The sequence below is a fragment of the Herminiimonas fonticola genome (genome assembly GCF_003293745.1).
GTDB lineage: Bacteria > Pseudomonadota > Gammaproteobacteria > Burkholderiales > Burkholderiaceae_D > Oxalicibacterium > Oxalicibacterium fonticola.
Window position 1 is genome coordinate 859,295 of sequence record NZ_PTLZ01000001.1, and the last position, 14,317, is coordinate 873,611.

General features: G+C 51.9%; 13 protein-coding genes. 12 read left to right on the top strand and 1 reads right to left on the bottom strand.

Translation table 11 applies throughout. The annotated features are described in order from the left end of the window. Positions 1-154 precede the first annotated feature (154 nt). From Hfont_RS04295 to ggt (Hfont_RS04345), 11 genes are all read left to right on the top strand, one after another. Positions 155-844 (top strand): response regulator, encoded by a 690-nt coding sequence (locus Hfont_RS04295; protein WP_112990960.1) that lies wholly within the window; start codon positions 155-157, stop codon positions 842-844. Further along, complete coding sequence (locus Hfont_RS04300; RefSeq protein ID WP_162845861.1) at positions 825-2,237, top strand: sensor histidine kinase; 1,413 nt, start codon at positions 825-827, stop codon at positions 2,235-2,237. Before Hfont_RS04295 ends, Hfont_RS04300 begins: the two co-directional genes overlap by 20 nt. Before the next feature lie 144 nt (positions 2,238-2,381). Continuing rightward, positions 2,382-3,074, top strand: coding sequence for a TerC family protein (locus tag Hfont_RS04305; protein WP_112990961.1), 693 nt, complete (start codon positions 2,382-2,384; stop codon positions 3,072-3,074). 56 nt (positions 3,075-3,130) lie between these two features. After that, a complete protein-coding gene (locus tag Hfont_RS04310; RefSeq protein WP_112990962.1) occupies positions 3,131-3,559 on the top strand; it encodes a universal stress protein in 429 nt (142 codons plus the stop codon). A 237-nt stretch (positions 3,560-3,796) separates the two neighbouring features. Then, positions 3,797-5,254, top strand: coding sequence for a patatin-like phospholipase family protein (locus Hfont_RS04315; protein ID WP_112990963.1), 1,458 nt, complete (start codon positions 3,797-3,799; stop codon positions 5,252-5,254). Positions 5,255-5,264: 10 nt separating this feature from the next. Next, on the top strand, positions 5,265-6,371 hold the full coding sequence (locus Hfont_RS04320) for a PAS domain-containing sensor histidine kinase (protein ID WP_112990964.1): 1,107 nt from the start codon (positions 5,265-5,267) through the stop codon (positions 6,369-6,371). Further along, positions 6,368-7,012, top strand: coding sequence for a response regulator (locus Hfont_RS04325; RefSeq protein ID WP_112990965.1), 645 nt, complete (start codon positions 6,368-6,370; stop codon positions 7,010-7,012). Before Hfont_RS04320 ends, Hfont_RS04325 begins: the two co-directional genes overlap by 4 nt. Before the next feature lie 126 nt (positions 7,013-7,138). Further along, positions 7,139-8,734, top strand: coding sequence for a gamma-glutamyltransferase (gene ggt / locus Hfont_RS04330; RefSeq protein ID WP_241523005.1), 1,596 nt, complete (start codon positions 7,139-7,141; stop codon positions 8,732-8,734). A 30-nt stretch (positions 8,735-8,764) separates the two neighbouring features. Then, positions 8,765-10,075, top strand: coding sequence for an amidohydrolase family protein (locus Hfont_RS04335; RefSeq protein WP_241523006.1), 1,311 nt, complete (start codon positions 8,765-8,767; stop codon positions 10,073-10,075). A gap of 38 nt (positions 10,076-10,113) precedes the next feature. After that, on the top strand, positions 10,114-10,665 hold the full coding sequence (locus Hfont_RS04340; protein WP_112990968.1) for a DUF1097 domain-containing protein: 552 nt from the start codon (positions 10,114-10,116) through the stop codon (positions 10,663-10,665). A gap of 133 nt (positions 10,666-10,798) precedes the next feature. Next, complete coding sequence (gene ggt, locus Hfont_RS04345; RefSeq protein WP_112990969.1) at positions 10,799-12,493, top strand: gamma-glutamyltransferase; 1,695 nt, start codon at positions 10,799-10,801, stop codon at positions 12,491-12,493. Between the two features lie 91 nt (positions 12,494-12,584). Here ggt (Hfont_RS04345) and Hfont_RS04350 read toward each other — a convergent pair whose 3' ends face one another. After that, positions 12,585-12,809: a hypothetical protein gene (locus tag Hfont_RS04350; protein WP_112990970.1), complete on the bottom strand. Its 225-nt coding sequence runs from the start codon at positions 12,807-12,809 to the stop codon at positions 12,585-12,587. A 305-nt stretch (positions 12,810-13,114) separates the two neighbouring features. On the opposite strand from Hfont_RS04350, the gene Hfont_RS04355 reads away from it, so the two are divergent. Next, on the top strand, positions 13,115-14,296 hold the full coding sequence (locus tag Hfont_RS04355) for a hypothetical protein (RefSeq protein WP_112990971.1): 1,182 nt from the start codon (positions 13,115-13,117) through the stop codon (positions 14,294-14,296). The last annotated feature ends 21 nt before the right edge of the window (positions 14,297-14,317 follow it).

Consider the following 14,317-nt stretch of genomic DNA (forward strand, 5'->3'; position numbering starts at 1 on the left):
TTTTGTGTGCTTATGCTGTCGTGCAAGTAAAAATGCATATGCTGATTTTTTTAAGCAAATAAAAAATGCGCTGTAATGTTTGCGAGGCCTGTTACTAGCGCGAGCTTATAAATAGAAGCGCGAACAAATCTGTACCACTGAACGGATAATTTCCATGCGTATTCTGATTGTTGAAGATGATGCTGTACTGGCTGCTGCTCTAACGCGTGCGCTCAGTCAGGCCGGTTATGCAGTCGATTACGTTGATAACGGTGAAGATGCGCATAAGGCATTGAGTAACGATGCTTATGCGCTGGTGTTGCTGGACATTGCATTGCCCAAGATGGATGGACTTGCCGTGTTGCGTCGTCTGCGTGAACGAAAATCGCGTGTGCCGGTGCTGATTCTTACTGCGCGCGATACGCTGGATGATCGCGTCGTTGGGCTCGATCTCGGTGCCGACGATTACATGACCAAGCCTTTCGATTTGCCGGAATTCGAAGCGCGTGTGCGCGCATTGATACGTCGTGGCCAGTTTGATGCTGGAAAAAGTTTGACGCACGGTAGCTTGCGTTTTGATCTGGAAGCGCATCGGCTGTTTCATAACGATGTACCGGTTGAATTGTCGGTACGCGAACTGGCAGTGCTGGAAGTATTGATGTCGCGCCAGGGCCAGGTCGTCACCAAAGAACAGATGGTGGATAGGCTGTTCGGTTGGGGTGATGATGGTGGCAGCAATGCGATTGAAGTGTATGTGCATCGCATGCGCAAAAAACTCGAACCCTACAATATTAATATCCGTACCGTACGCGGTATGGGATATCTGCTTGAAAAATCCAGTGAAAATGAACGTACCGAAATCTAAGGTCAAGTCTAGTAATCCAAGCTTGCGCAGCAGATTGCTGCGACTGGTGCTGGTTCCTCTTTCACTAATCTTGTTGATCGACATCGTAGGCAGTTACTTTGTCGTGCGCCACGTCGCCAACGATGTGTATGACGTTGAACTGAACGAGATCGCGCGTGAAATGCTGCTGCATGTAACGCGTACCAGCGATGGCATGGGCTTCGATCTATCGCCGGATGCGGAGCGCACGCTCTTGCTCGACAAGGAAGATCAAGTCTATTACGCGATACGCACGCTGGATGGAAATTTGATTGCGGGTGATCCGACTTTGCCGGTGCAGAAGGTTATCAAGAGCGGCAAGGATACGGCTTATTACGACGGTGTGTTGGGTGATCAATCCGTACGGGTTGCACTGTTTCGTGGTCAGCCGCTATTACATCCATCGACTGAGCCGGTGATGATTCAAGTGGCTGAAACACAGATCAAGCGTGATCGCCACGAGCGCGCTTTATTGATACAGCTGATTCTGCCGCAAGTGTTGTTGATCGTGATTGCAGGCATTTTGATCTGGCGCGGTGTGGCGCAAGGCTTGGCACCTTTGCGTAACTTGCAGCAGGAAGTCGGCATGCGCTCGCATCTGGATCTGAGTCCGATTGCAGCGGATAACGTACCTGGTGAAGTCGAGCCGCTGGTAGTCGCGGTCAACGATTTGATGACACGTGTGGATGCGGTGCTTGGTTTTCAGGGGCGCTTCATTGCCGATACGGCGCATCAACTTCGTACGCCAGTGGCCGGCTTGAAGGCGCACATAGAACTTGCACTGCGTGAGAGCGATCCTGTGCAAATCAAGCGCGCGCTCGGTCATCTGTATACAAGTGCAGAGCGCTTGTCGCGCCTGGTGTCGCAACTACTTTCTCTGGCGCGCAATGAGCCGAATAATGTGACGGCAAATTTCGCTTCTTTCGATTTGAATCAGCTTGCCTTGCGCACTGCGCAGGAATGGGTGCCGCTGGCTTACAAGAAGCAGATCGACCTGGGTTTCGATGCGGCAGAGCAGCCGGTCATGTTGAACGGCGAGGCGGCGCGCGTGACCGAGATGATTAATAATCTGGTCGACAATGCGATTCGCTATACACCTCCCGGTGGACGCGTCACCGTGCACGTGCGGATGGATGAAAACGCGCATCTGGTGGTCAGCGATGACGGTACGCGTATTCCGGTGGAAGAGCGCAAGCGCATCTTCGAACGCTTTCACCGTTTGCTGGGATCGCATGAAGAAGGTAGCGGTCTCGGCCTGGCTATCGTGCATGAAATCGCCACCTTGCATAATGCAAGCATCACGCTGGAAGATGATGTGGATGGCGTCGGTAATACGTTTACGGTGTCGTTCCCGATCACGCACGCACCGATCTAGTAATTTTCCTGAGCTGCGCATCATCTCGACTGTAAGGATTTTGTAATATTCGCGAAAGCAGAATGTAATTTTCGCGAAAGAACAGCGTAAGTGCTGACCTCTACTATGGACTGGCTTTCACAATAACCATAGAAGGAGACAGAAATGTTTGCATCACTAAGCGATTCAACCTTGTGGGTGGCGCTGTTCCAAATCGTCATCATCAATATCCTGCTGAGCGGTGATAACGCCGTCATCATTGCACTTGCGTGCCGCAACCTCGAACCCAAGCAACAAAGAAACGCATTCCTGATCGGTACCGTCGCCATCGTCATTTTGATGACAGTACTTACCGCCTTCGCTGCCTACCTGATGACCATTCCTTACGTCGAAGTAGTTGGTGCGATCCTGTTGCTGTGGATAGGTATCAAACTGCTATTGCCTGAAGAAGAAAACAGCGACATCAGTTCCAGCGACAATTTCTGGGGCGCAGTCAAAACCATCATCATCGCCGACATCGTCATGAGTCTCGATAACGTGTTGGGCATGGCTGGCGCGGCTAACGGCCATATGGGCTTGCTGTTCGTCGGCATGGTCATCACGATTCCACTGATCCTGTTCGGTAGCGCAATGTTGATGCGCTTGATGGAGCGCTTTCCTATCATCGTCACCTTGGGTGCTGGTTTGCTCGGTTACGTTGCCGGCGAAATGGCAGTAGAAGATCCTGCGCTCAAAGGCTTTATCGCGAATGCGCATTATCTGGAAATCGCCTTGCCTATCCTCGGTGTATTGATCGTGATTGGCATGGGAAAACTGCTCGGTTCCCGTCAAACAATGGCCATACCTACCGAAGGCTGATGCTTTGCAGGTAGCAGACATATCAATCAGATAGCGGACCATCAAGGAGATAGATCATGACCAACGTATTGGTACCAATTAACGATAGTAGTGATGTTGAATGCGCGCTCAAACATGTCATCGAGCGCTATCGCACGCAACCGGTCACGCTGTTTTTGCTGAACGTGCAAATGCCGATTTCAAAGTTCGTCACGCGCTTCGTCAGTAAAAGACAGGTAGAAGAATTCCATCAGGAAAACGGCATGCATATCTTGCAACCGATGATAGACAAGCTGGATGCCGCTGGCGTGCCGCATCAGGAAAAAATCCTGGTTGGTCACAAGGCAGAAAGCATAGTCCGCTTTGCGCGTGAACACCACTGCGATCAAATCGTGGTGCCCAAGCATAAAGGCATGTTTGAAAACCTGGGCCTCGGTTCTGTCGGCAGCCAGTTGCGTCAGTTGATTGGTGCAGAAGGCAGTTGCGATATCAGCGAGGTGTACTAGCAAAGAATCAGTCTTGCTTCGCTGTATCGAGTGTTCGATATGGAATCGTGCAGGAAGCAAGTGTGTATCAGGCTCAGTCCTCAAGCTGAGTCTCTTCGGCCCGGTTTATACCGGGCCTTTTTTTATCTTGAAACCATGCATGTTCTGTGATTTGTCCGGCATCGATATAATGCCGACAAAACTTGATTCGACGCACACTTTGAGCTGCGACTGAATCTTCGTCACATTTTCCGGAAAATGATCTCCACAAGCTACTCACACCTTTTGCGTACCGCATCGTTGATGGCCGTCGCCTTGTTGCTCAGCGGTTGCAGTCTGATGCATTACCACATCAACGAACAAAATGCGGTCTATACGCCGGATCGCGGTTATCGCGTGCAATCGGTTAACCTCGCGCCGGGTGCCAGCAAGATGTTTGTGGTCGTGATGTTTTCCGGCGGCGGTGCGCGTTCGGCGGCACTAGGCTACGGCGTGCTGGAAGAGTTGGCGCGTAACAAGTTTGAATGGGAAGGCAAGTCGGAACGTCTGTTCGATGAAGTCGACCTGGTCTATGGCGTATCCGGCGGTTCGATTCTGGCGGCCTACTACGGTTTGCACGGCGAAGGCGTGCTGAAGGAATTCAACGACAAGTTTCTCAATCTGGATTTTCAGGACAAGGTTGTCAGTCGCGTGATATCGATCTCGAATCAGTGGCGACTTTCCTCGCCGCGTTTTGGCCGTTCCGATCTGCTGGAAGAGCAGCTGGATGAAGCCTTGTTTAACAAGGCAACCTTCAATGATTTGATCACCAAACGCAAAGGGCCGTTCGTCATCATCAGCGCGACGGATATGTCGTCGGGCGGACGCTTCGATTTCATGCAGGAGACCTTCGATTTCATTTGTTCGGATCTTGGCAAATTTCCGATCTCGCGTGCAGTCGCAGCGTCGAGTGCAGTGCCTCTGGTGTTCTCGCCTGTTACGCTATGGAATTACGCTGGCAGTTGCGGATTCGATGCGCCAACATCCTTGCTGGCATTGGAGAAGAGCAAAGGTGGTGGCTGGTCTGCTGCCGCGGCTCGTTCCCGCACGCGTGAATTGTTGAGCTATCTCGATAGGGAAAAACGTCCATTCATTCATTTGCTGGATGGCGGCCTGTCAGACAATTTGAGTATTCGCGGCATACTGGATTTAGAAACACTGATAGGAAGTGAAGCGGTGCGTCGTGATTTCCGTCTGGATGAAATGACCAAGCTGGTATTGATCGTGGTGAATGCACAAAACAGCATGGACCACACGATAGATCAGAGTGGCGACGTGCCGGGTTTCCGAGATGTGGCGCGTGCAGTTAGCGATATTCCGATTGCGCGTTATACGCAAGAATCCGAGCGTGCGATGCAGGCGACGCTGGAAAGATGGCAGGAAACCGCGAAGGCCGAAGCACAAAAAGAGCATCGCCAGCCACCGGATATGTACTACATTAATATCGGCTTGAAAAATCTGGCAGATGAAGAAAAACGCAATGAGTTGCTGAATGTACAGACTTCCTTGTATCTTCCTAAAAGGACGGTTGCAGATTTAAGAGGTGCGGCAGCAAAGTTGATGCAGGAGTCGCCTGACTTTCAGCGCTTGCTGAAAGATTTGCACGCAAGACGCATTGATGATGCAAGCTTGCCACCACCGGTAGTCAAGCCTGTAATTGCGCCAAGCACGCAATAGAAAGTACGCCATGAGCAAGGCCGATGAACTGCAGAAGGCAATCCTCAACAACATCCCCGATCAGGCATGGTTGAAGGATAGGGATTCGCGCTACATTCTGGTCAACGATGCTTTCATGGCCGCCTGCCGTCTTCCTGAAAATAAAATCATAGGCAAGACACCGGTAGATGTATGGCCGGCAGAGTGGGGGCATGAGTATCTCGATACCGACAGACGCGTGATGGAGCAGGGTGAGCGATTGCGCTATGAAGAACAACGACATGCAGAAGACGGCTCACTGCGTTGGTATGACACGATCAAGACGCCGATACGCAATGATGCTGGTGAAGTCATCGGCACCACCGGCATTTCGCGCGATATCACTGATCGCAAACTGGCCGAGCAGGAATTGCTTGCGTCGCGCACGCAATTGCGTGAATTGTCTGCCTATCTGCAAACGGTACGCGAAGAAGAGCGAACCCGTATTTCACGTGAGTTGCATGATGAGCTGGGGCAATCGTTGACCGCAATTCGTATCGGCCTAGACGTTCTGGAAACTCAACATGAGTTGCAGGATAAAGATTGGCTGAATAATCTGCAGGGACTGAAGCAGATCGCCGATTCGACGGTGGAATCCGTGCAACGCATCGCCGCTGATTTGCGGCCGTCTATCCTGGATGAGCTGGGTTTGCCCTCAGCGATAGACTGGTTGCTGGAATCTTTTTCCGAGCGCAGCAAGGTCGTGTATGAACTGATCCTGCCGCCATCGACTCTGGCTTTCACGCGTGACATCAGCACAGCGATCTTTCGTATCGTGCAGGAAGCATTGACCAACGTCAGTCGTCACAGTCACGCGACCTTGGTCGTGGTGGATCTGAAGGAAACCAAGGATTTTATTACGCTGAAAATTACCGATAATGGGCAGGGCATACCTGTGGGAATGAATTTGAAACGCGGGTCGCGTGAAAACGGTCTGGGTCTGGTCGGCATGCGTGAGCGTGCCATCATGCTGGGCGGAAAATTGAAAATCCAGAGTCGTGCCGGTGCCGGTACCAGCATAGAAGTGCGGATACCCAAAGCACCAAAAACATCTATTGCAGTCGAAGCTAAAGCAGCGCTGCCGGGAGAACAAAAATGATTCAGGTATTGATCGCCGATGACCACGCGATTATTCGCGACGGCTTGAAGCAGATCATTTCCTTCGTGCCGAATATGGAAGTCGTCGGTGAAGCCGGCGATGGCGAAGAAGTGCTGCAAAAAATCAGAAGCTTGAAAGTCGATGTACTGGTGCTGGATATGTCCATGCCGGGCAAAAGCGGCATCGCCTTGATTCAGCAAATTACTGCAGTCAAACCGGAGTTGCCTATCCTCGTCTTGAGCATGCATCAGGAAAGTCAGTATGCAGTGCAGGCGATGCGTGCCGGTGCGTCCGGCTACATCACGAAGAACACCGCATCCAGTCAGTTGATAGACGGCATACGCAAGGTGGCGGAAGGCGGCACTTTCGTTTCGCCAGGGATTTCCGACAAGCTGATCAAGCAGATGCACAAGCCGGAAACGGAATTGCCCCATACCAAGCTGACGGCGCGCGAGTTTCAGATTTTCAACATGCTGGTCGAAGGCCATTCAGTCAACGATATTGCCAACATCCTGTCGCTCAGCAACAAAACCATCAGCACGCACAAGGCCGCAGTTCTGCAAAAGATGGAGGCGTCCACCACTGCGAATCTGGTTTATTACGCGATGAAACACGGCTTGATCAATGAGGGTTACGATTGATACTGTGAGCTGTGCGCACAGTATCCGGCATCTAGGAAAATCCCTAGATGCGAATCAGGCAATCCCGATTCCCGCCTGAGCCAAACCTGCCTATGCTCATCTTCCATGAACCCGATTCCTGGAGAAATGATGAGAACCACCCGCCCAGTCAGTTACGCCGAAAATGGCATGGTCGCCACCGCGCACTATCTTGCGACCGGCGCAGCGCTGGACGTGTTGAAAGAAGGTGGCACCGCAGTCGATGCAGCAATCTGTGCTGCGGCCACCATGAGTGTCGTATTGCCGCACATGATAGGCATAGGTGGCGACGCATTCTGGATGATCCACGATGCCAAGTCGAATACGCTGACTTCACTGAACGGCAGCGGCACTTGCGGCAAGAATATTTCCCTCAATGATTATCAAGGTCTGGATGCGATCCCGCATCGCGGTCCGCGTGCTGCGATTACTGTGCCTGGCGCGGTGGATAGCTGGGGTCTGGCCCACGCACGTTTCGGCACGCTGCCTTTATCTCGTTTGCTGGAACCGGCTATTCGCTATGCAAGAGAAGGCGTGGCGGTAACGCAGGATATCAGCCGCTGGATTAGCGATGATGCCGAAGTATTCCGTCAGGATCCTGGTTCGGCTGGCATTTTTCTGAAAAATGGTAACGCTTATCAACCAGGTGAGCGCCTGCAGCAAACTGCATTGGCCGACACGCTGGAAGGCATCGCGAAAAACGGCACACGTCATTTTTACGAGCACACCGCACATTCCATCGTGAATTATCTGAAGAGTCAGGGTGGCTTGCTGACGCTGGACGATTTCCATCAATACCACGCCAAGTGGGTGCAGCCGATCTCGACGACTTATCGCGGTTTTCAAGCGTTTCAGGTGCCGCCACCGTCGCAAGGCATAGCCGGCTTGATGATTCTGAATTTCCTGAACGGCATCGATTTGAGTGGGCTGGATGAGAATTCGCCCGAGTATTACAACGCGATGATACAAGCGATCAAATGGGCGTTCAATAAACGCGATCAGTATCTGACCGATCCTGAGTTTTCCGATATCCCGATTGATGAATTGCTTGATCCCAAGCTGGCAAATGCCGAGCGTGCGGAGTGGCTGGCCGATACCAAACGCACTCATGAAAATCGTCCTGGCGGTAGCGACACCACTTTCATCAGCATTGCCGACAAATACGGCAATGCAGTCGGCCTGGTGCAAAGCCTGTACTTCGACTTTGGTGCATGCGTGACGGATCCTGTATCAGGTGTGTTGATGCAAAACCGTGGCAGCTTCTTCTCGTTACAACCGGATCATCCGAACGTACTGAAGGCAGGAAAGCAAAGCGCATCGACGCTGATGTCCGGCATGCTGTTCAAGGATGGCAAACCTTACTTGGTCTACGGTACGCAAGGCGGCGAAGTACAACCGCAGACGCAGACTTTGGTCGCGACGCGGGTGGTCGATTTCGGTCTGAATGTGCAGCAAGCCATCGATGCGCCACGCGTGCTGTACGGCCGCTCATGGGGCGATACCTCGAACAAGTTGTTGCTGGAGTCGGCAGCGCCGGATGCAGCGTTTGATGCCTTGCGTGAACAAGGGCATCCGGTGGAAGCGGCGCAGTGGCCGTTCCCGCGTATGGGTACTGCACAGGCGATACGCTTGCGCGGACCGTGGTCACCATTTTTTGAAGGCGGCGCAGATCCGCGTGGCGAAGGGATTGCATTAGGTTTTTAGTTGTTTCATCCAGAGGAGATGGTTATGGAGATGGACTTGTTAATACACAATGTTCGCGTGTGGGATGACAAACCACTGATGGACATTGGTATCAAGAATGGGAAAATTGTCGCAATAGAAGAAGGCATTCAAGCCTCGGCGACAGATGCAATCGATGCAGAAGGCCGTGCCGTTATTCCAGGCCTGGTCGAACCGCATTTGCATTTGGAAAAAGCCTTCCTGCACAGACGTTTGCCGCCTGTGCTGGGCACGCTGGAAGAAGCGATCCGCGTTACCGGCATCCTGAAAAGCAAACAGGAACGTAATGACGTACTGGATCGCTCACGCCAGGTGCTCGATATGGCAGTCAAGAACGGTACGGTTGCATTGCGTGCGCATCCCGACGTTGATTTGATTCAAGGCCTGATTGGTGTGGAAACCGTGCTCGAGCTGCGCGATGAATACAAGGATCTGATGGATATTCAGATCGTTGCCTTCCCGCAGGAAGGCATTATCAAATCACCCGGCACCACCGACCTGATGGAAAAGTCGATGAACATGGGTGCCGATGTGGTCGGCGGCTGTCCATACAACGAGCTGACATGGGACGATACCAAACGTCATATCGACATCGTGTTCGAGATGGCGCAAAAGTATGATGCGCCCATCGATCTGCATGCGGACTTTTCCGATGAGGCGAGTGATCAACGCTTTGCTTCGGCAGCTTACGTTGCGCAAAAAACCATCGATACCGGTTATCAGGGCAGAGTCTCGCTTGGCCATGTCACCAGTCTCGGTTCGCTCGATCCGGATGAGTTGAAGCCGGTGATCGAATTGCTGCGCAAGGCCGATATCAGCATCGTGACCCTGCCTGCGACCGATCTGTATCTGGGTGGTCGCAACGACGCAAAGAATCGTCGTCGTGGCCTGACTCCGGTGCGTTCCTTGTACGAGGCCGGTGTCAATGTCGCCTACTCATCCAACAATATCCGCAATGCCTTCACGCCATTCGGCAAAGCGGACATGCTGGTCATCGGCAATATGCTGGCACACGCCATTTCCTTTGGTACGCCCGTACATCAGGCGGCGATTCTGGACATGGGCACCATCAATGCCGCACGTTCCATCGGTATTGGCGACAACTACGGCCTGGCGGTCGGCAAGCAAGCCGATCTGGTGATTCTGGATACCTATCAGGTCGCTGATGCCTTACTAGATATTCCTGCACGTTCATGGGTGATTAAACGCGGAAAAATAACCGTGGTCACCGAACACAAATGCAAGATTCATCGTCACGGTTGCTGTGGCGCACACGATCATGGTGAAAAGAACCATGTGTGCGAAACAGCTGGCGCCAAATAATAGAAATACATACTTAATTAAACCATCAGGAGACAAGCATGAAAAAGCCACCACACGAAGTTGTTGCATCACTACTCGCGGTTACCACCGTTCTCATGGTTCAGTTGCCTTGGCATCTGCCAGTCTGGGCGATCTTCATTAGTTGGGCCGGGACCTTTGCAATGGGTGGGCCATCACCAGCCAACCTTAAACGCATCTGGCCGACATTGCCGATCGGATCGATTGCCGGCTTTTTGGTCGTCAGCGGTTTCGGCATGGCCAAGAAACAATTTTCGGGCACCGAATTGATCATCGCAGAATGTGTGATTCTGTTTTGTTTGAATTCCGGCATGATGTTGTTTGCACGGATACCGATGTTCAGTTTTATCCCGGGCATGTTCTTCGGTTTTGCATCCTTTTTTGCAACGATGTTTGGCGGCTTTGGGCCAGTGGCAAAAGACCCGTTCTCTGCGCTGTATATCGTGATCATCATGAATGCAATCGGTCCGCTCTATGCATGGATTACGGCCAATTTCTCGCATCGTCACGTACCGCTGGAAAACACCTTCCCGAAATCGTCTGCACACGGTCACGCACATAATAAAGTTTAAGAAGTGCTCCAAACCGCCATCAAGCCTCAGCGCTTCATGGCGGTTTTTTTCTGCAAAAAATTGCACAAACTTGTGAGCGCCCGCACAGGAGTACTTGTGCGCGGCTGGTCTCCCTCATTGATACGGAGAACATATGAGGAATAAATTTTTACCCAATATGAATCGAAGAGATTTCCTGTCAGCATCTGGCGCGATGGCGCTGGGCAGCATGTCGCCTTTGTCGATGGCACTTGAAGCCAAATCTAAAAACATGTTGGCCACGTCCAGCAAGGGCATGGTGACCAGTCCGCATGAATTGGCAACCAACGCCGGTCTGGATGTATTGAAATCAGGTGGTAATGCGCTTGAAGCGGCGATTGCAATTGCATCGTGCTTGAATGTCACCTATCCACATTTTTCCGGATTCGGCGGCGATGCCTTCATGATCATCAGTGATCGCAACGGCAAGGTCAGAACGCTGTCCGGTATCGGCCAGGCACCTGCTGTATTGCCGAAATACAGTGGCGCGATTCCAGTGCGCGGTCCGCAATCGATGCTGACTACTGCGGCGAATGTCGATACCTTGGGCAAGGCCTTTGACATCAGCCGCAATGAACTCGCAGGAACAAAGAGCTGGGCAGAATTATTGAAGCCGGCAATCGGCTTTGCACGGAATGGTTTCCCGGTTTCTCCATCCGAACGTTTCTGGATGGATTTCCGCCAGAAGGAAATGAATGAACTGCCGGGTGTTGCGCAAAACTTCATGATCGACGGCAAGGCGCCGGAGGTCGGTCAACTGTTCAAGCAGCCGCAACTGGCCGACACATTGGAGATGCTGGCCGTACGCGGTTATCGCGATTTTTATGATGGCAAACTGGCAGAACGCATCGCCCAAGGATTGAAGAGTGCAGGTTCGCCTTTGACTGCCGCTGATCTGGCCGCGACGCAAGCGCGCATAGAGCCGCCACTGCGCGTCGCTTATCGCGATGGCGTTCTGTTGGCAAATCAGCCGCCTACGCAAGGCATTACCACGCTGGAAATCATGGGCATACTCGATCGTTTCGATCTGAAAAAAATTCCTGAAGGCAGTGCCGATTATTACCACCTGTTGGTAGAGGCGGTGAAGCGCGCATTCATAGACCGCAACAACTATGTAGCCGATCCGGAATTCGTGAATGTGCCTTCGTCGAAATTGCTTTCGAAAGCGAATCTGGATCAGCGTGCCGGCAGTATTCGGATGGAGCATGCACTGGCCTGGCCGCATGTTTTCAAAACCGGCGATACGGTTTATATCGGCGCTACCGATGCGCAAGGCAATTCAGTCTCTATGCTGCAAACGGTTTACTTCGATTGGGGTAGCGGCGTGATGGCGGGCGACACCGGCATCCTGTGGCACAACCGCGGTGCCTCATTCAGCTTGAAGCCTGATCATCCCAATGTGCTGCAAGCCGGCAAGCGGCCTTTCCATACACTCAATCCCGGCATGTATCTGAAGAATGACAAGCCGCACATTCTGTACGGCACGCAGGGCGCCGATGGTCAGCCGCAAACTTTGACGACGATACTGACGCGCATGATCGATTACGGCATGGATCCGTTGACGGCATTGTCGAAGCCGCGCTTCTTGTTGGGTAAAACATTTTCCGACACACGCGATTCATTGAAGCTGGAAAAGGATGCGGGTGAACAGGTGTTTCAGGAGCTGGCAAGACGCGGTCATGAAATGAGCGTTATTTCTGCACAAAGCCCATTGTCAGGTCATCCGGGAGCGATCGTGATTGATCAGAAGAGTGGGGTATTTTCAGGTGCGCACGATCCACGTAGTGATGGGCGAGCGTTGGGAGCGTAGTTTCGATAAGCAAAAGTTTGCCCGGCCAGTATCCGGTCTGGCCGGGCAATAAAAAAGACAGGCAGTGCCTGTCTTTTTTATTTACTGCGAATTACTTGGTAGCTGGAGCTGGGGCTGCTGCTGGAGCAGCTGCAGCTTTTTTCTTGCTAGCTTTTTTGTGTTTTTTAGCGTGAGCTTTTGGTGCTTTAACAGCGGCTTTTGCTTCAGTTTTTGCAGCTACTGGAGCAGGTGCAGCAGCAGGTGCTGGGGCAGCAGCTTGTGCGAAAACGGTGGAAGCAAACAGACCGGCAACCAGGGCAGCGATTAATTTATTCATTTGTATGCTCTCTTAATTAAGTAGGGAAAATAGTGCGAACTGTTTTTCAGTTCGTATGTACATAACGCCAGTCGAAGGTGTCGGTTGACGATTTTTGCGAATTATTTTTCATCAGTTTTCATAGGAGAAAATCGATGTTTTACGTGAAGATTTCGTTAAGAATCCATGAGGATTTTTTCGGCACTTGAAGTCTGCTTATCTGATTCATCTACTACATTTGTAGTATTTACTTGTGTTTTGCACGTTGATATTCTTCCCGCCACTAGCCGCTGCCATATATGCGGCAGGCCTAAAGGGAGAACATCATGCGCTCGTTTATTTATCCGTACAAATCGTCAGGTGTAATGCAGGAAAAGCTGGCTTTAAGCTGCGCGTCGGCTGTCTTGCTGGCACTGCTTTCTTTGCCTCACGCATCGACACAAGCTCAGCCGGTAACCGGTACCACCGGAGTGGAAATACAGCCGATCGTCCAGCAGGATCTGACCAGCATTGCTCAGGATAAGTACCAAAAGCTTATTGATGCAGGAATTTTCTCTGCCAGCAGTGGTACATCCTCGTCCACATTGGATGCAGATTTGACGCGCGCCCAGTTTGCAGCGATTGCTGCAAAAATTCAGTCTCTTGAAACCAAGACTGGAAGTACACAGTTTGCCGATATTAATCCGGCATTCTCGAGTGCTTCGGTAGCAGCCCAGCTGGGGGTAATCGAAGGTGTTTCTTCCGGCACTCAATCCGCCGACGATAAAAAATCGGCTGCTACTTTGGCCGAATTATTTACTGCCTTGAGTAAATCCGGCACCTTGAGTCAGGTTGAGCTGGATCAATTGCTGGTGAAAGTGGGTATGGGGGGCGATGGAACGGCAAAGACAGGCGAGTCGCAAAAAACATCGACAGCTACAAATGATGATGCAATTCGTGCTGCGAATAATGCGGCGGCCAACATAATAAATTCTGCACCAGATGGCGCAGCCACGACAGCAGGTGTCGCGGGTGTGTCTGCTGGAAGCTTGGCGAGCCTTGCACTCACCTTGGCTACCACCGTTGCCGTGGCAACTTCAAGCTCTGCGAATGAGATTGCGCTGGCGAATGCTGCGAAGCGGGGTGCTAACTATACTGTCACGCCTCTTTCCAACTGGCCTGCCAATCTGAATGCGACCTATAACGGGCGCTTGAGCGGAGCACTGAGCGATAGTTCAGCTGTGGGTGGCAATCTGACAATGAATGTTAATTTCGCGACTATCCGCAGTGCCGGAGCCATTCCCGGTAGCGTTCTGTTTGATAACGGCAAGGGCAGTGCGAGTTTGAATCTCGTGCAATTCAACGGGTTTGTCGGTGGCGGGATGAACGGCACTTATAACGGGCAGGCAATGACGGGGTTCATCAGAAATGGACAGTTTTACGGACCTGCAGCCGAAGCGCTCAAGGGGAGTTGGGATATGTCGACCAGTAGTGTGAGTGGTGGCGGTACGTTTGTGGCCAATCGCTGAAATCACAATTTTAATAACCCT